Genomic DNA, 19,426 nt, shown 5'->3' on the forward strand with positions numbered 1-19,426 from the left:
CGACACAAGAAGAGGTTCCCCTCGTGACCGCCGAGTCGCTGGACGTCGTCGATCTGCTCGACCAGTGGAACAACCACTCGACGCCGGATCGGCGCACGACGGTGCCCGCGATACTGACTGCACAGTGGGGGCGGACCCCCGATGCCATCGCGGTCGTCGACGGTCCCCGGCGATTCACCTACCGCGAGCTCGAAGCCCGCACCGCACAATTGGCGCACAGCCTGCTCGCTCGCGGCATGGGCGCTGAAGACGTTGTCGCCGTCGGTCTTCCGCGTTCGGCAGAGATGGTGGTCTGCGTGCTCGCCTCGATGGTGGCCGGCACCGCGTTCGTCCCCGTCGACCCCACGTGGCCGGTGCACCGCCGCCGTCAGGTGCTCGCCGACGCGGGCGTGCGGTGCGCGATCGTCACACCCACCGACGACAGCGACTGGGCCGTCGACACCGTCGCGGTCGACCTCGACGACTGGCGCCTGGACACCGAGCCCACCACCGTGCCGGAGGTGACGATTGCGCCCGGCGCGCTCGCCTACGTGATCTTCACCTCGGGATCGACGGGAACGCCCAAGGGGGCCATGATCCGTCACGAGGCCATCGCCGAACGTCTGCTCTGGCAGCGGGACCACATCCTGGGCTTCGACCGCGACGACGCCGCCCTGTTCAAAGCACCCTTGTCCTTTGACATCTCGGTCAACGAGATCCTGCTACCGCTGATCAGCGGCGGACGCGTCGTCGTGGCTGCCCCGGACGCCGAGAAAGATCCGGACTATCTGCTCGACACCATCGCCACCGAGCGCGTCACGTTCGTCTACCTGGTGTCCTCGATGCTGGACACGCTTCTCGAACTCGACCGGATCGCCATCGCCGACGGCGCTGCCGGCGCGCTGACGTCGCTGCGTCACGTGTGGTGCGGCGGTGAGGTTCTCACCCCCGGTCTGTTCGCCCGATTCCGGCGCCAGCTCGACACCACGCTCTATCACGGGTACGGACCCGCCGAGGCGACCATCGGGGTCTCCCACGTGATCTATCGCGACACGGCCGAGCGGATCGCGACCTCGATCGGGCTCCCCAACCCCCACACCCAGCTCTACGTGCTGGACCACGCGTTGCGACCTGTCCCGCCCGGCATCGGCGGTGAGCTGTATGCCGCGGGCTTCCTGCTGGGCCGCGGATACGTCAAAGCGCCTGCGATGACCGCGTCACGTTTCATCGCGAACCCGTTCGACGCCAATGGAACTCGCATGTACCGCACCGGCGACCTGGCCCGGTGGACCGACGACGGCACGCTGGAATTCCTCGGGCGTGCCGACAACCAGGTCAAGATCCGCGGTCGTCGCATCGAACTCGAGGAGATCGAGGCGCAGCTCGCCGACCATCCCGAGGTCCGGCGGGCCGTCGTCACGGTGCACCGACAGGGCACCGCGGACCGGCTCATCGGGTACCTTCTCGCCGCGCCAGGTGTGGTCAACGACGCGACATTCCACGACGAGGTCCGCCGCTGGTCGGCGTCCCGGCTCCCCGACTACATGGTGCCCACCGACTTCGTCGCGCTCGACTCGATTCCGTTGACTGCGAACGGGAAAACCGATCGCGCGGCGTTGCCCGCACCACCGGCACCCCGAGGCGGCCATCGGCGGAGGACACCCCGGAACCCGCGCGAGCAGGTGCTGTGCCGAGCGTTCGCCGAGGCCCTGGAGCTCGACGAGGCGGATCTCGGCATCGATGACGACTTCTTCGGCCTCGGCGGGGACAGCATCGTCGCGATCCGTGTCGTCGGTCGCGTGCGGGCGCTGGGCTTCTCGCTGCGGCCCCGCGACATGTTCGCCCACCGGACGGTCGCCGCACTCGCACCGCTTCTCGTCGACGCCGCACCGGTGCCTGCCGACCAGGAGATGGTCGACCCGACCGGACCGGTGCCCGCGACGCCGATCCTGCAGTGGCTCGACGAGGTGGCCGACACCGGCGGGTCCGCAACATCGGGGATGCGCGGGTTCTACCAGGGCATGTCCTTGGTCACCCCGCCCGACCTCGACGAGCCCACGCTCCGACAGCTCGTCGACGCGGTGGTGGCCCGGCACCCCGTGCTGTGGGCCTCCACACCGGGGCCCGCTGCGCAGCTGCACATTCCCGCCGCGCCGCCGCGCACTCCGTTCCTGATCTCGCCTCTGTCCGAGGGTGTTCCGGCGATGCGCGACCGCCTGGTCGCGCTTCTCGACCCCGCGGCCGGGATCATGGTGGCCGTCGGGTGGCTGACCGGCGGCACCGCGACGGGACGGCTCGTCGTCGTCGCCCACCACGTCGTCGTCGACGGGATCTCGCTGCGCGTCCTGGCCGACGACTTCTCCGAAGGCTACCGGCAACTGTCCTGTGGGGCCGGGCTCGCCCTCGCGCCCACCCGCTCCGCGTTCCGTTCCTGGGCGACGCAGCTCGCCGACGCCGCCGGGCACGGGGCGTTCGACGACGATCGCGCGTACTGGCGTGATGTTGCCATGACCGAAACATGCCGTCTCGCCGCCTCTCTCGATCCGCACCGCGACACCGTGGCCACCCAGTCCAGCCTCACGGTCGCGCTGTCGGCCGCCGCCACCGACGCGGTGCTGTCCGCGGTGCCCGAGCGCATCCACGGCCATGTCAACGACGCGCTGGTGGCCGCGCTGTACCTCGCGCTGCGGGAGTGGCTCGCCGCCCGCGGAGTCACCGACAGCGAGGCGCTGACGATCGAGATGGAAGGGCACGGCCGCGAGACCGGCTGGGTCGCCGACGGTGACCTTTCCACCATCGTCGACCTCTCCGACATCGTGGGCTGGTTCACCACGCTGTACCCGGTGTTGCTGCGCGACAACGGGATCGATTGGCGCGAAGCGCTGGCCGGCGGCCCCGATCTCGGTGCGGTCGTACGCTCGATCAAAGATCAACTGCGCACCGTGCCCTCGCACGGCCTCAGTTACGGGGTGCTACGCCATCTCCGGGGTGACACCGAGCTCGCTGTCGCGCCGCAGGTGCTGTTCAACTATCTCGGTCGCTTCGACGCGACAGACCGGCCGTGGGCATTCGACGGGGTGCTGGAAGGCCGCGACCCCGCGATGCCGCTGCCGCGGCTGCTCGAGATCAACGCCGAAGCGGCCGACACCGGGGACGGACCGGTGCTGCGGGCCACGTTCAGCTGGCCGGGCAACCTCCTGCCCACCGCCGACGTGGCTGCTCTGGCCGCCCGGTGGATCAGCCTGCTGGAGCTGATCGCCGACAGCGATGACGTTCGCGGACACAGCGTTTCCGACTTCGACCGGGTCTCGTTGAGCGACGGCGACGTCGTCGACGTGGAGCAGCGCTATCCCGGTCTCCACGAGGTGCTGCCGTTGACCCCCGTCCAGCAGGGCATCTACTTCCATTCGACGTTCCGCCGACACGCCGACCCCTACATCGTGCAGCAGATCGTCGACATCCACGGTCCGCTCGACGTCGAGCGCTTCCAGCGGGCCACCGACATGGTCACCGCACGCCATCTCGCGCTGACCGCCGCATTCGTCACCGTGGCCGACGGCACGCCCGTCGCAGTCCACGCGCCCGCCCCCGCGCCGGATTTCCGCGTGATCGACGCTGGAGACGGCGCAGACGCCGAGGCTGTCGTCGAGCGCTGCGCGGCCGACGACCGGCGTCGCGGCTTCGATCTGACTCGCCCTCCGCTGAGTCGGTACACGCTGGTGCGCCGCGACGGAGAACGGACCACGATGGTGCAGACCGTGCACCACCTCGTGGCCGACGGCTGGTCGGTGCCCGTGGTGCTGCAGGACCTTCTGACCGCCTACACCGTGGGCGAATTCGAAGAGCCAGCGGTGTCTTTCGGCGATTTCCTCGAGTGGCTGGGCACACGCGACACCGTCGCCGACCGTGCCGTGTGGGCGCCGGTTCTGGCTGGCATCGACGCACCGACCCGACTCGCAGCGGTCGACGGCGCCGGGGTCGATGGCGCTGGGGTCGATGGCAGAGCGGGATTCGGCCGCCGGGAACGAAGGCTCGCCGATCGCGGGGCCGTGGCGGCCGCAGCCGCGGCTGCCGGCGTCACTGTCAGCACGTTGCTGCACACGGCGTGGGCACTGGCCGTCGGGCGGCTCACCGGGCGCACCGACGTCACGTTCGGCTCGGTGGTGTCGGGCCGCGACGGCGAGGTGCACGGCATCGAGCAGATGGTGGGGCTGCTGGTCAACACCGTGACCGTGCGGGTCCCCTGGTCACCCGACGAGCCGGCACGGACAGTCGCCGCCCGACTCGGCCGGCGCGAAGCGGATCTGCTCGGCCACCATCATCTGCCTCTGCCCGAGGCGCATCGCATCGCCGGCCTCGACGAGCTGTTCGACACCCTCGTCGTCATCGAGAACCTGGGTCCTGCGAACGTTTCCGCCGGGGATCTCCGCTTCGGCGACATCCGGGTCGTGGAAGCCCCGCACTACGCGCTGACCGTCATGGTCACCGTGCGCGACGAGCTGTCGCTGACGATCACGAACGCACGCAACCACGTCTCCGACGCCTTCGCCGACACCGTGGCAGGCGTGTTCGCCGACGTGCTGTCGGCGCTGGCAACCGATCTCGATGTGCTCTGTGCCCGCATCCCGATCGCCGATTCCGCCGACCCGCGACCCGGATTCGACGCCGGCACCCTCACGGAGATCCTCGAGGCCGCCGCCCATACGCATCGCACGGACATCGCGGTACGCGCCGGACACGAGGCGGTGACGTTCGGTGCGCTGCGCGAGCGTGCCGGCGCCATCGCCGCACAGCTGCTCGATGCAGGCGTGCAGCGGGGTGACGTGGTGGCGCTGGCGATGTCGCGATCCACTGACCTGGTCGCGAGCCTGTGGGCGATCACGCTCACCGGCGCGGCGTACCTTCCCGTCGACCTCGGCTACCCCGCAGCGCGAATCGCCTTCATGCTCGGCCACGCCCGACCCCGCGTCGCGCTGGTCGACGCCGCAGGCCGCACAGTCGTCCAGCCCGCGCTGCCCGAGCAGACCGCGCTGGTCGAGGTCGGCGCCGCGACCGACCGCGACGTCACGCCCGTGCCGGTCGGCCCGGACGACGCCGTGTCGGTGCTGTACACCTCGGGCTCCACCGGGGAACCCAAGGCGGTCATCGGCACCCACGGGGCGCTGGCCAACCGGCTGCGGTGGGCACTGACCGCCTGGCCGGCGGGCCGCCGGCTGGCCAAGAGCTCGCTGTCGTTCATCGACGGCACCACCGAGCTGCTCGCCGGATTGGCGGCCGGCGCGTGCACCGTGCTCGCCGACGACCGCGCCAGCCGCGACGGGCGAGCCCTGGCTGACCTGATCGCCGACCACGGCGTCGACCAGGTGCTCGCTGTTCCGTCTCTGGCGGCCGCCCTGGCCGACGAGTACCGCGACGACGTCGCCACGGTGCGCCGCTGGATCGTCAGCGGTGCGCCGCTGACCCCGGCTGACCTGGCCACGCTGCGCGAGCGCGGTGCGGCGGTCGTGAACTCCTATGGCAGCTCCGAGGTGACCGGTGACGTCCTCGCCGGGCCACAGCAAGACACCACAGTCACTCTCGGTGCGCCCGTCCCCGGCGCCCACGTCCGGATCCTCGATCGGCACCTGGGTGAGCTGCCCACCGCAGCGATCGGCGAGATCTACGTCAGTGGACCGCAATTGGCCCGCGGCTACCTGGACAGGCCGGCACAGACCGCGGCTCGGTTCGTCGCCGCGCCGGGTGGTGCACGGATGTACCGCACCGGCGACCTGGGTGCCTGGCAGTCCGACGGCACCGTGGTGTTCGCCGGTCGCACGGACGACCAGCTGACGGTCAACGGCCATCGGGTCGAACCCGGCGAGATCGAGACCGCACTGATCCGACAGCCCGGCGTGGTCGACGCGGCGGTCGTCGGCTTCGACGCCACCCTGGCCGCAGTGGTCGTGGTGGACCCCGCGGAGCCGGCGGACCCAGCGGACTCGGGAGATGCGGGAGCGCCGAGCCCCGAGGACCTGCGCGGGGCGCTGCGCCGTGAGCTGCCCGCCCACCTGGTGCCGGCGACGATCACCATCACACCGTCGATCCCGTTGCTGCCCAACGGTAAACGTGACACCGCGGCGATCCGGGCAGCGGTGGCGCCATCGCGGACGGTCGCGCAGGCCGCCGCAGGCGACCATCGGCAGCAGGTGATCGTCGAGACGATCGCCGCCGTCCTCGGCGCCGAGCCGGGTCAGATCGGAGCGGACACCGACTTCTTCGCCACAGGCGGCGACAGCATCGCCGCGATCCGGCTGACGAGCAGACTCGCCCGCCGGGGCTTGTCGGTCACCACCGAGGACGTGTTCCGCGGGCGGACCGCCATCGGGATCGCCGCGCTGGCCGGCGACGACCCGACGGTCCAGCAGGAGTCGGTGTCCCAGTTCGGGACGGTGCGGCTGTCGCCGGCGACGCTGCAGCGGCTGACCACCGCAGAGGCGCTCGACGACATCTGGGGACTCTCACCGCTCCAACACGGCGTCTACTACCAGTGCACGCTCGGCGACGCCCCCACGACCACCTACATCGCCCAGAACGTGTTCACGGTCGACGGTCGCGTCGACGCCGCGGCGATGCAGGCCGCGTTCACCGCGCTGCTCGCTCGCCACCCCCAGTTGCGTGCCGGGTTCCGCAGTGTCGAGCACGCCGAGCCCCACCCGGCCGCCGACGCCAGCGCGGTCGTCCAGGTGGTGCTCACCGCACCGCCGTCGTCGATCACGGTGCTGGACTTCTCCGATCGTCCCGCGGACGAGGCCGCCGCGGCGCTACAGGCCGTCGTCGACGACGACCGGACCACACCCTTCGATCTCGCTGCGCCGCCGCTGCTGCGGCTCACCGTGGTCCGGCTCCCCGAGGGCCGCGACCGGATGCTGCTCACCTACCACTTCCTGCTGTTCGACGGATGGTCACGCGAGTTTGTTCTGCGAGAGCTGTTCGCGCTCTACGCCTCTGGCGGCCAGCAGGGTGCGCTCGTGCCGCGGCCGGGCGTGGTCACCGACTACCTGCGCTGGATCGAACGCACCGGCGAGGCCGACGCGCTCGCCGCCTGGACCGACCTGCTCGCCGGGCTCGACGGACCCACCTCGGCGAGCGGACACCGGCCCACCGAGGCGCCCGTCGACACCGAACCCGGCCGCATCGTCGTCGCGGTCGACGAGCCGACCACCGCACGCCTCGGCGATACCGCCGCGGCGCTCGGGGTCACCCTCAACGCTGTCGTCACGACGGCGGTGTCCGTCGTGACCGGGCTGTATGCCGGCACCACCGACACCGTCGTCGGCATCACGGTGGCGGGACGCCCGGGTGAGCTCGCCGGGATCGACGAGACGATCGGGCTGTTCCTCAACACCGTGCCGGTCCGGGTCGACCTGCCACCGGCGACGTCACTGGCCAACGTGGTCGGCGCTGTCGCGCAGCAGCGGCTGGCGATGATGCCCCACGACCACCTCGGGCTGGGGCAGATCCAGCGTGCCGCAGGCCAATCCGGTGCCGCCCTGTTCGATTCGCTGGTCGTGCTGCAGAACTTCCTGGGCGAGGGCACTTTCGCCGATCTGGACGCCGCGCACGGCATCGTCGACGTCGACTACCACGACACCACCCATTTCCCGCTGACCTGGGTGCTCACGCCGGGGCGTCGCCTGACCGTCAAACTCGAGCATCGCGTGGTCGGCGACGAGCGCGCCCAGGAGATGGTGACCTGTCTGCTGGCGGTGTTGCAGACTCTCGCGGACTCACCGGCCACCGTGCTCGGCGCAGTACCGGTGACGACCGCACCGCCGCACCATGACGAGCCGCGGGACGTCGAACCGGTCACGATCGCCGAACTGCTGACGCAGCAGGCCAACCGTCGCCCCGACGACGTCGCGCTCGTCTTCGGCAACGTCGAGCTGACCTACCGCGCGTTCGACGAGAGAGTCAATCAGCTGGCGCGTGTGCTGCGCCGGCATGGTGCCAGCACCGAAACCTTTGTCGCGCTGGCGCTTCCGCGGTCGATCGACATGGTTGTCGCGTTGTTCGCGGTGCTGCGCGCAGGCGCGGCGTATCTGCCACTGGAACTCGACCTGCCGCTGAGCAGGCTGCGCACCATCATCAGCGACGCCCGGCCCACCCTGCTGCTCACCACCTCGTCCCAGTACGAGCTGGCAGAGTGCGGTCGCGAGCACGGCGCCGACGTCATCGTCGTCGACGCCGAGACATTCGGTGACGAGCTCGCCGCCACCGCCACGGACCCGCTGACCAGTGCCGAACTGGGCGACTTCGCCGCCGGCGCCGACCGTTTGCAGCATCCGGCCTACCTGATCTACACGTCGGGGTCCACCGGCACCCCCAAGGGCGTGATCACCGGGTACGCGGGCCTGACGAACATGTACTTCAACCATCGTGAGGCGATCTTCGCCCCGACCGTTCGCCGCGCCGGCAGGGACCGGCTCGACGTCGCCCACACCGTCTCGTTCTCCTTCGACATGTCGTGGGAGGAGCTGTTCTGGCTCGTCGACGGGCACCGGGTGCACATCTGCGACGAGGATCTGCGCCGCGATGCGCCCGCACTGGTCGCCTACTGCCGCGACCACGCCGTGGACGTCGTCAATGTCACGCCCACCTACGCCCACCACCTGTTCGATGCCGGGCTGCTCGACACGCGCGCCCCGGCACTGGTGCTGCTCGGCGGCGAGGCCGTCAGCGAGCATGTCTGGTCGGCACTGCGCGACCACCCCGCCACAGCGGGTTACAACCTCTACGGTCCGACCGAGTACACCATCAACACCCTGGGCGGCGGAACCGACGAGAGCACGACCCCGACTGTCGGCAGGCCGATCTGGAACACCCGGGCCTATGTCCTGGACCGGGCGCTGCGGCCGGTTCCCGACGGCACTGTCGGCGAGCTCTACATCGCGGGAACCGGTTTGGCGCGTGGCTATCACCGTCGCCCGGCGCTGACGTCTGCCACGATGCCGGCCGACCCGTTCGTCCCCGGTGGGCGGATGTACCGCACCGGCGACCTGGTGCGACGCCGTCCCGACAGCGGACTGCTCGATTATCTGGGCCGCGCCGACGACCAGGTGAAGATCCGCGGTTACCGCATCGAACCGGGTGAGATCGAGGCCGCATTGGCCGCACTGCCGGATGTCAGCCGGTGCGCGGTCGTGGTCCGTACCCTCGCCGGTGATCCGCCGGTGAAGTCACTGGCGGCGTACGTGATTCCGACCTCTGCTCCGAGCACCGCGACCGAACTCGCGGGACGCCTGCACGAGCAGCTCTCCTCGACGCTGCCCGCGTACATGGTGCCGACCCGCTACGGGGTGGTCGACACGCTGCCTCTCACGGTCAACGGCAAACTGGATGTGTCGGCCCTGCCCGAGCCGGTCGCCCCCACCCGGACACAGACCAGGGCGCCGCGCACCGAGCGGGAGGCGCAGCTGCTCGACATCGTCTCGGCCGTATTGGATCTCGACGCCATCGGCCCGGAGGACGACTTCTTCACCCTGGGCGGTGACAGCATCTCGTCGATCGCGCTGTGCGGACGGGCCCGCTCGGCGGGACTGCACATCACCCCGCGCGATGTGTTCCGGCGCCGCACCGTCGCGGCGCTGGCCGCACTCGCCGAATCGGCGCCGCGGGCCGTCGACCCCCTCGGTGCACTCGACGTCGCAGACACAGGTGATGTCGCGCAGACCCCGATGCTCGCCGAAACCGCTGCGGCACAGACACCGTTGACGAACTTCTATCAGGCGATGGTGCTGACGACGCCGGCGGCGCTCACCGAAACGAACGTGCGCGACATGCTCGCCTCGCTACTGGACGCGCACGGCATGCTGCGGGCCCGACTCGACAGCGGTGCCGACGGCTGGCAGCTGACCATCCCCGACCGTGGGCCTGATGCGGCCTCGATCCTCACCCGGGCCACCGCCGAACTCGACGAACACACGGTCGCGGCGGCGACGGCGGAGGCCGCAACCCGGCTGTCCCCCGCCGACGGCGTGATGGTGCACGCGGTGTGGTGGAGCGCACCGCACGCACCGGGGCAACTCCTCATCGTCATCCACCACCTCGTGATCGACGGCGTGTCCTGGCGGGTCCTCGCCGACGATCTGCGACGGGCGTGGGCGCAGGTGAGTTCCGGTTCTCATCCGCACCTCGAGGCCGAACCAGTCCCGTTCCGCGTCTGGTCTGACGCGCTGCGCGCCTCAGCACGTTTCGCGGATCAGACGCCGTACTGGGCGGATGTCCTCGCGACGCCCGACCCCGATCTGGGCGCGCGTCCGCTCGATCCGGCCGTGGACCTCGCGAGCACCGTTACGACACGGTCTTTCGCGTTGTCCCCGGACACCAGCGCCGCGGTCCTGTCCGCCATCCCGGCGGCATTCCACGGCAGAGCCGACGACGCGTTGCTCGCGACGCTGGCGATGGCGCTGCACCAATGGCGCCGCACCCGCGGCCGCGCGACCGGGACGGCGACTGTCGTCAACGTCGAAGGACACGGCCGCGAAGCCGACACCGTCGGCCTCCCGCTGGATCTGTCCCGCACCGTCGGCTGGTTCACCTCGATCTATCCGGTGCGCCTGGATCCGGGCGGTCTGCCCTGGGCCGATGTGCTGGCTGCCGGTGACCGACTGGCCGCCGCGGTGAAGAGGGTCAAGGAGCAACTGCGGACGGTGCCGGACCGGGGCATCGGCTACGGCGTGCTGCGGCACCTCGCCGTCGACCCGGCTCTCACCGCGGCGACCCCGCAGATCCTGTTCAACTACCTGGGCCGGTTCGCCGGCGGTACCGGACGCGACTGGGACCCCGTGCCGACCATCGGTGCGCTACGAGAGGGTGTGGACCCCGCGAACCCCGCGGTGGCGCTCGAAATCACTGCGCTCGCCGAGGAGTCCAGCGCCGGCCCGACACTGGGCATCACGCTCGCTTTCCCGCAGGAACTGCTCGACGCCGACGCGGTCGGCGAGCTGGCCGACCTCTGGCGCGCGGCGCTGGAGGCGGTCGCTCGCTGCGCGGCGCTGAACGGCCGCACCCCGTCCGACTTTCCGTTGGTGCAGCTCAGCCAGGCCGATGTGGACATCCTGGAGCGGACCGGCAGGGTGGAGGAGGTTCTCCCGCTCCTCCCCCTGCAGCAGGGCATGTACTTCCACGCGATGTTCGGCGGGGGTGCCCAGACCTTCACCGACACCTATCGCATCCAGCAGATCGCGACCCTGTCCGGACCGCTCGATTCGGCCGCCGCGACGCGCGCGGTGCAGAGCGTGGTCGACCGGCACCAGGCGCTGCGGGCGAGTTTCACCGAACTGCAGGACGGCCGCCTCGCACAGGTGATCTGGTCCGAGGTCGAGGTCGACATCCGCTTCGAGACTGCTTCGCAGACAACCGATCTGGACCAGATCGCGCGCCGGGAGCTGGCCCGCCCGTTCGATCTGTCACGGCCGCCGCTGGTGCGCTACACCCTGGTGTCACTGGCACAGGATGATCACCGGCTGATCCAGACGATGCACCACATCATCGCCGACGGCTGGTCCTACCCGGTCATCTTCACCGACATCGTGGCCGCGTACAACGCCGCCGTCGGTCGCCGTGCCGAGCTCGCCCCGGTGCCCGCGACGCTGCGCGATCACGTCGAGTCGGTACTCGCCCGCGACCACGACGCGGCGATCGCCGTGTGGAGTGAAGCACTCCGTGACGCGACACCCACGCTTCTGCACGGTGACCGCGCCGCAGCGGCGGCCGGTGAACATCGCAGCAGTACCCGGCGACTGTCCACCGAACTGACCTCCGCGCTGACAGGTGTCGGTCGCGACCGCGGCCTGACGATGTCGGCCATCGTGCACGGCGCCTGGGGAATCCTGCTGGGCCGCCTGCTCGACCGCCGCGAGGTGGTGTTCGGGTCCACTGTATCGGGGCGCGACGGCGACCTGCCCGGCGTCGAGAGCGTGGTCGGGTTACTGATCAACACCATCCCCGTCGCGATGTCCTGGCAGCACGACACCACGCTCGGCGCGGCGCTGACCGAACTGCAGGACCGACAGAGCGGTGTGCTGGACGCCCACCACCTCGGCCTGACCGAGCTCTCCCGTCTCGCCGGGACTCGCGAACTGTTCGACACCCTCGTCGTCGTCGAGAACTTCCCCACCACGTCCTCGGAGCGGCGTCCGGACCTTCTGTCCTTCGACGGCTTCGTCGGCACCGACGCCCCGCACTATCCGGTGTCCGTCATCGCCTACCTGGGCGATGAACTCGTCATCGAGATCTCCTACGACGCCACGGTGGTCGACCGCCGACAGGCCGACCGCTACGCCGAGCATCTCGAGCACATCCTCACCGCGTTGGCCACCGACTCCGACACCACGATCGGCGCGCTGGACTTCGGGGTCGCGGGCGACGCAGCGGTCATACCGGTCGCATCGACAGAAAAGACTCTCGCACAGGCATTTTCCGATGTGGTCGCGCGGCACGGTGAGGCCGTCGCCGTCACCGGCGACGATGGCTCGCTGACCTACACCCAATTGGACGCACGGGCGACCAGGGTCGCGGACGCCCTCAGAGCCATGGGTGTACGCCCCGAATCACGTGTGGCGGTGGCGTTGCCCCGCTCGCTCGATCTGATCGTCGCGATCGTGGGTGTGGTCAAGGCCGGCGGCGCCTACGTTCCGCTGGATCCGGACTCCCCGGAGGCACGGCTACGCCACATCCTGACCGACGCCGCGCCAGTGTGCGTGTTGGCCGATCGGCAGCATCGGCTGCCCGACGTCGACGTGCCCGTCGTCGCGCTCGCCGACGCCGAGAACGACGCATCTCCGCATGGCACGAGCGCGCAACCCGCGCTGGCCGACCACACGGCCTACGTGATCTACACCTCCGGATCGACCGGGGTGCCCAAGGGGGTGGCGGTCAGCCACCGCAACGTCGCGGCTCTGTTCGCCGCTGCGGCACAACGTTTCTCCTTCACCGCCGACGACACCTGGACGATGTTCCACTCCGCGGCGTTCGACTTCTCCGTCTGGGAGATGTGGGGGGCACTGCTGCACGGTGCGCGCCTGGTGCTCGTCGGCGGCGCCGACGCGCGGGACCCCGAACGATTCCTGCGACTGCTGGCCGCACAGCGGGTGACCGTGCTGAACCAGACACCGTCGGCGTTCTACCCGCTCGTCGACGCCGATGCCCGACTGCGTCCCGAGCTGTCGCTGCGCTATGTGATCTTCGGCGGGGAGGCGCTCGATGCGTCGCGACTCGACGGCTGGCTCGACCGCGGACCTGCCGGCCCACAGCTGGTCAACATGTACGGCATCACCGAAACCTGCGTGCACGTCTCCCACCGCCCGCTGTCTTCGCGGGACGCCGGCGAGCGAGGCGTGATCGGGGGCGCGCTGCCCGGTCTCACCGTGCACGTGCTCGACGAGCGGCTGCGGCCCGTACCCGTGGGTGTCGTGGGCGAGATCTATGTCTCGGGTGGCCAGGTCGCCCGCGGCTACATCGGCAAGCCCGGGCTGACCGCCGGCCGATTCGTCGCCGACCCGAACGACGCGGGTGGACGCCGGCTCTACCGCAGCGGAGACACCGCGATGTGGACCGCCACCGGGGATCTGATCTATGTCGGCCGTTCCGATCACCAGGTCAAGGTCCGCGGTTATCGCATCGAACTCGGTGAGGTCGAAGCGGCGTTGGCGGCCCTGCCCGACGTCCGCAACGCCGCCGCCGCGGCGCACACCGACGACGCTGGACGCGTCACGCTGGTCGGATACCTGGTCACCAGCCGGCCCCCTGCCACCGCGGACATCAAACATGCACTGACAGAACGTATCCCGGCCTACATGGTGCCGGCGACCTTTGTGCTACTGGAGGAACTACCCTTGACGGTCAACGGCAAGCTCGACCGGGCCGCGCTGCCTGCGCCCTACCGCGCCACCGCGATCGCCGATCCGGAGCCGGGCGGTGCCGCCGCACGGATCGCAGAACTGTGCAGCCAGATCCTGCACGTCCCCGTCGAGGTGGACGACGACTTCTTCACGATGGGCGGCGACAGCATCGTGGCCATCCAGCTCGTCAACCTCGCCCGGCGCGCCGGGCTGCGGATCACACCGCAGCAGGTGTTCACCGCTCGCACGCCTGCCGCACTCGCCGACGTGGCCGATGCGGATGCGGTGTCCACGACAGTCGTCGACGCGGCCGCCGCCGCCGGCGAAGTTCCTCTACCGCCGATCGTCTCGCGCCAGGCCGAACTCGGCGGCACCATCACACGGTTCAACCAGAGCGAGATACTGCGCACGCCGCCGGGACTCACCGTCGACGTCCTCGAATCAGCGGTGCGGGCCGTCGTCGAGCGCCACGACGCGCTCCGGATGCGCCTCCTGCGTCCGGTGCCGACGCTGTGGACATTGGAAACCGTCACCGCCGGGGCGGCGCCGCTCACCCGCATCGACGCAGCCGACCTGACCGACGACGAGCTGGCCGAGGCGATTGCCGTCGAGTCGGACGCCGCGGCGGGCCGGTTGGACCCCGAATCGCAGGAGGTGCTGCAGGCGGTCTGGTTCGACCGTGGCCCCGAGGCGCAGGGTCGGCTGATCCTGGTGATCCACCACCTCGCGGTCGACGCGGTGTCCTGGCACATCCTGATCGAGGATCTCGCCGACGCGTGCCGCCAGATCGAACGCGGTGCCGGTTCAGCTGTGCTGCAACCGGTTCCGACCTCGTACCGCGAATACGCGCGCGCGGTGAACGAGGAGGCGCAGCGGGCCTCCCGGCTCGCGGAGTTCGAGCACTGGTCTGCCACGTTGGCACCCGGCGGGGAACTCGACCCGGATGCGCTCACGGTGGGGCTGACCGTGGGTGCGACGCGCGACCACGAAGTGATCCTCGACGTGGCCGACACCGCGGCGCTGCTCACCACGGTCCCCGCGCTGGCCAACGCCGACGTCACCGAGACACTGCTGACCGCTCTGAGCATCGCGGTGAACCGGTGGCGCCGCGGCGCCGGCCGGGCCGCTGACGCCCCACTGGTCGTCGACATCGAACGGCACGGACGTGACCGGTGGGGCGAGGACGTCGACCTGTCCCGCACCGTCGGGTGGTTCACCGCCATCTCCCCGGTACGACTGCCCTGCGACGACGCCGATCTGGTGACGGCGCTGCGTGCAGTCAAGGAAGCCGTGCGGGCCGGCGCTGACGGCGGGATCGGGTTCGGGCTGTTGCGCTACTGCAATCCACGAACCGCCGGGGCGCTCGGCCGGCTGCCGGCACCGCAGCTGCTGTTCAACTATCTCGGGCGGTGGTCTGCCGGGGACGCGGACTGGCAGCCGGCGCCGGAACCGCTGCGCACCGACCCCGACCCCGACCTCGGTACGCCGTACCTGTTGGAGGTCAACGCCGCCTGCGACGACACCGCGGACGGCCCGCGGTTGCGCGCGGTGTTCACCTATGCCGACGGAGAATTCTCCGAACCCGACGCCACCGACATCGCCGGCCACTGGGTGAATGTCCTGCAGGAACTCGCGACGGCGGCCGGAACCGCCGACCGCAGCATGACCCCGTCGGATCTCCCCCTGGTCACCCTCGACCAGGGCCAGATCGATGCGGTGCTGGCCGCCGTACCCGTCCCGGTCGAGACGATCTGGCCGCTCTCACCGCTGCAGCAGGGTGTGTACTTCCAGGCGCGATACTCACCGGCCGCCGTGTACATCGTGCAGAACGTGTTCGACATGAGCGAACCTGTCGACGTCGCAGCGCTGCAGAGCGCCTACACCGTGGTGATGGCACGCAATCCCGTTCTGCGATCGGCGTTCTGGGCGGACGGCACACCGGAACCGGTCGCCGCGATCGCCGTCGAGCCGCCGGTGATCGTCAAGACTGTGGATCTCACCGGCCTCGCCGACGCGGGGGCGATCGAGGCGGAGCTCGACCGCGTCACCCGCGCCGACCGGGAGCGAACCTTCGACCTGGCGTCGCCGCCGCTCGCACGCTTCACCGTGGTGCGCACCGGGCGGTGCGACCGGCTGATTTTCAGCTACCACTTCCTGCTTCTCGACGGCTGGTCGCGCGAACAGCTGCTGGGCGAGCTGTTCACCGCGTATTCCGCTGCCCGCCAGGGTGAACCGGTCGATCTTCCTGCGCCGACCGCGGACTTCACCGACTACCTCACCTGGCTCGCCGATCGCGACCGCGCGGAATCCACGCGCTGCTGGGCCGAAGCTCTGGCCGGGCTCGCGAGTCCGACGCTGCTCGTACCGTCGGCGGTCGGCACCGAACCGACACTTGCGCTGCGCCTGGAATTCCTGCTCTCGCCCGATCAGACCAGCGCGCTGCGAGCACGAGCCCGGGAGTGCGGTGTCACTCTCAACGCGATCATCAGCACCGCGTTGGCGATGGTGATCGGCTACGAAACAGCCGGCTCAGACGTGGTCTTCGGATCGACCGTGGCCGGCAGGCCCACAGAGATCGACGGGATCGCCGATGTCATCGGCTTGTTCCTCAACACGGTTCCCACCCGGGTGCGGCTCTCCCCGGCCCACCGTCTGGACGACACCGCGCGCGCCGTGCAGTCAGATCGGTTGGCCATGATGGACCATGAGTACCTCGGACTCGGCGACATCCAGCGCGCACTGGCGGATGACACCGGAATACCTTCGGGTGCACCGCTTTTCGACAGCCTGTTCGTGTTGCAGAACTTCCTCGACGACGACACCTTCACCGACTTGGAAACCGAGCACGGCATCGTCGGCCACGATTCCGTGGATGCATCGCACTATCCCCTGACCTGGGTCGCGTCGCCGGGCCGACGGTTGTGGGTCAAGCTCGAATATCGCCCGGACGTCGTCGATCGCGCCCGCGCGCAGCGCCTTCTCGACCGACTGCAGCAGGTGCTGGAATTCATGGCGCTGGCACGAGGGGCCGACCTGCTGGGCAGCATCCCGCTCGCCCTGGCCGACGAGCACCGGCAACTCGCAACCGCCGACACCGCGACAGAGCGGCCCCTGTCACCGGCGCCGGTCACCGACCTGCTCGCCGAGCGCGCGCAGCTCTCACCTGAGATGACCGCACTGGTGTGCGGAAACCAACGTGTCGACTACGCCACCCTGCAGGGGTCGATCAACCGGCTGGCCTGGGTCCTGCGCGACACCGGTGTCAGCGAAGGCGCGACGGTGGCGCTGGCCATTCCACGCTCGATCGACGCGGTGGTCGCCCTGTTCGCCGTGTTGCGCGCCGGTGCGGCGTACCTACCGCTGGAACTGGACTATCCGGACGAGCGGCTGCGGGTGATGCTCGCCGATGCCCAACCGGCGTGCGTGCTCACCACCAGTGCCGTCGCCGAGCGCATCGGCGCGCTGTCGGGAGACAGCCGCACGCTGGTCCTCGACGATGCCGGTGTCGCTGCGACGGTTGCGGCCGCACCGCCGGAATGGGACGGCTATGCGCCGCCGCTCGAGGCGCCGGCCTACCTGATCTACACGTCGGGCTCCACAGGCATCCCGAAAGGTGTCTCCACAGCGCACCGCGGCGTGACCAACATGCACCTCAACCACCGAGAGGCGATCTTCGGGCCCGCGATCGAGCGGGCCGGTGGCCGTCGCATGCGGATCGCGCACACCGTGTCGTTCTCCTTCGACATGTCGTGGGAAGAGCTGTTGTGGCTGATCGAAGGTCACGAGGTGCACATCTGCGACGAGCAATTGCGCCGCGACGCCGTGGCGTTGGTGGCCTACTGCCAGGACCACCAGATCGACGTCGTCAACGTCACGCCGACCTACGCCGCGGTGTTGTTCGAGGAGGGTCTCCTCGATCCCCCGCATCCTCCGACCCTGGTGTTGCTGGGCGGCGAAGCGGTGTCATCGAGTGTGTGGAATCGACTGCGCGAGAGCGACACCACCTACGGATACAACCTGTACGGGCCCACCGAGTACACGATCAACACGTTGGGCGCAGGTACCGACGACAGCGCGACGCCCACCGTCGGCGCACCGATCTGGAACACCCGCGTGTACGTCCTGGACGCCTGGTTGCGGCCGGTGCCCGACGAGGTCACCGGGGAGCTGTACATCTCCGGAGCCGGGTTGGCGCACGGGTACCGGGGCCGAGCGGGGTTGACGGCCCAGCGCTTCGTCGCCAACCCGTTCCGGTCCGGTGAGCGGATGTACCGCACCGGCGACGTCGTCCGGCGGCGCCCGGACGGCAACATCGACTATTTCGGTAGATCCGACGACCAGGTCAAGATCCGTGGCCACCGGGTGGAACTCGGGGACATCGAGGCCGCACTGCACGATCACCCCGCAGTGACGCAGGCCGCGGTGATCGCCGTTCCCGATCCGACCGGTTCACACAGGCTGCAGGCCTACGTCGTGGCAACCGGCGGCGCCGATGTCCCCGCGGACCTTCGGCGCCACCTGACATCCGCACTGCCGGCGCACATGGTGCCCGCAGCCATCGCCGTGCTGGATGCTCTGCCGCTGACCGACAACGGAAAGCTGGACAAACGCGCGCTGCCCGAGGTCGACATCGACGCCGACTGCGGACGTGCGCCCGACACGCCGACGGAAAGCAGCCTGTGTGACGTCTTCGCCGGCGTGCTGGGAGTCCCGGTGACCGGCGTCGACGCGGATTTCTTTGCCCTGGGCGGGCATTCGTTGTCGAGTATCCGGTTGATCAGCCGGGTGCGATCGATCTTCGGCGTCGACCTCTCGCTGCGCGATGTGTTCGACCACCCCACCGTGGCAGGACTGGCCGACCTCGTCGATGACGCCTCGACCCCGTCGGTGACCCGCCCGGACCTGGTCGTGCGCGAGCGGCCGGCACTCATCCCGGTCTCGGCGGCTCAGGAGCGCATGCTGATCGTCGACCGGCTTCCCGAGACCGGGACGGTCTACAACTATCCGCTGATCGTGACGGTCGGCGCGGGACTGGATGTCGCAGCGTTGCGGTCAGCGGTGGCCGATGTGGTGGCCCGCCACGAAACGCTGCGCACCGTGTTCACCGAACACGACACAGGATTCGCCCAACACATCCTGGACCCCGACACCAGCGCCCCCATCGACATCCTCGACGACGACGGCACACCCCTCGACCAGCAGATCGAGCAGGTGACCGCACACCGCTTCGACCTCACCCACGACACACCACTGCGCATCACCATCATTCGCCACCCCGACCACACCACCACCGTCGTGCTTTTGCTGCACCACATCACCACCGACGAATGGTCCGACGCACCCCTGCTCACCGACCTCCACCACGCCTACACCGCACGCCTCTCCGGCCACCCACCCCACTGGAAACCGCTACCGGTCCACTACGCCGACTACGCCCTGTGGCACCACGCACTGCTCGACCACACCGCCGACGAGCACCTCCACTTCTGGACCCACACCCTGCGCGACGCCCCCGACGAAACCCCCCTACCCACCGATCGACCCCGCCCCACAACACCATCAGGCAC

1 protein-coding gene is annotated in these 19,426 nt (G+C 69.8%); it reads left to right on the forward strand.

Features of this window, described 5'->3' with window-relative positions:
* Positions 1 to 23 precede the first annotated feature (23 nt).
* Positions 24 to 19,426 (forward strand): non-ribosomal peptide synthetase (locus tag DMB80_RS16160; RefSeq protein WP_111510779.1); only part of this gene is annotated, 19,403 nt, incomplete at its 3' end.

The organism is Mycobacterium kyogaense (assembly GCF_003254575.1).
GTDB classification, from domain to species: domain Bacteria; phylum Actinomycetota; class Actinomycetes; order Mycobacteriales; family Mycobacteriaceae; genus Mycobacterium; species Mycobacterium kyogaense.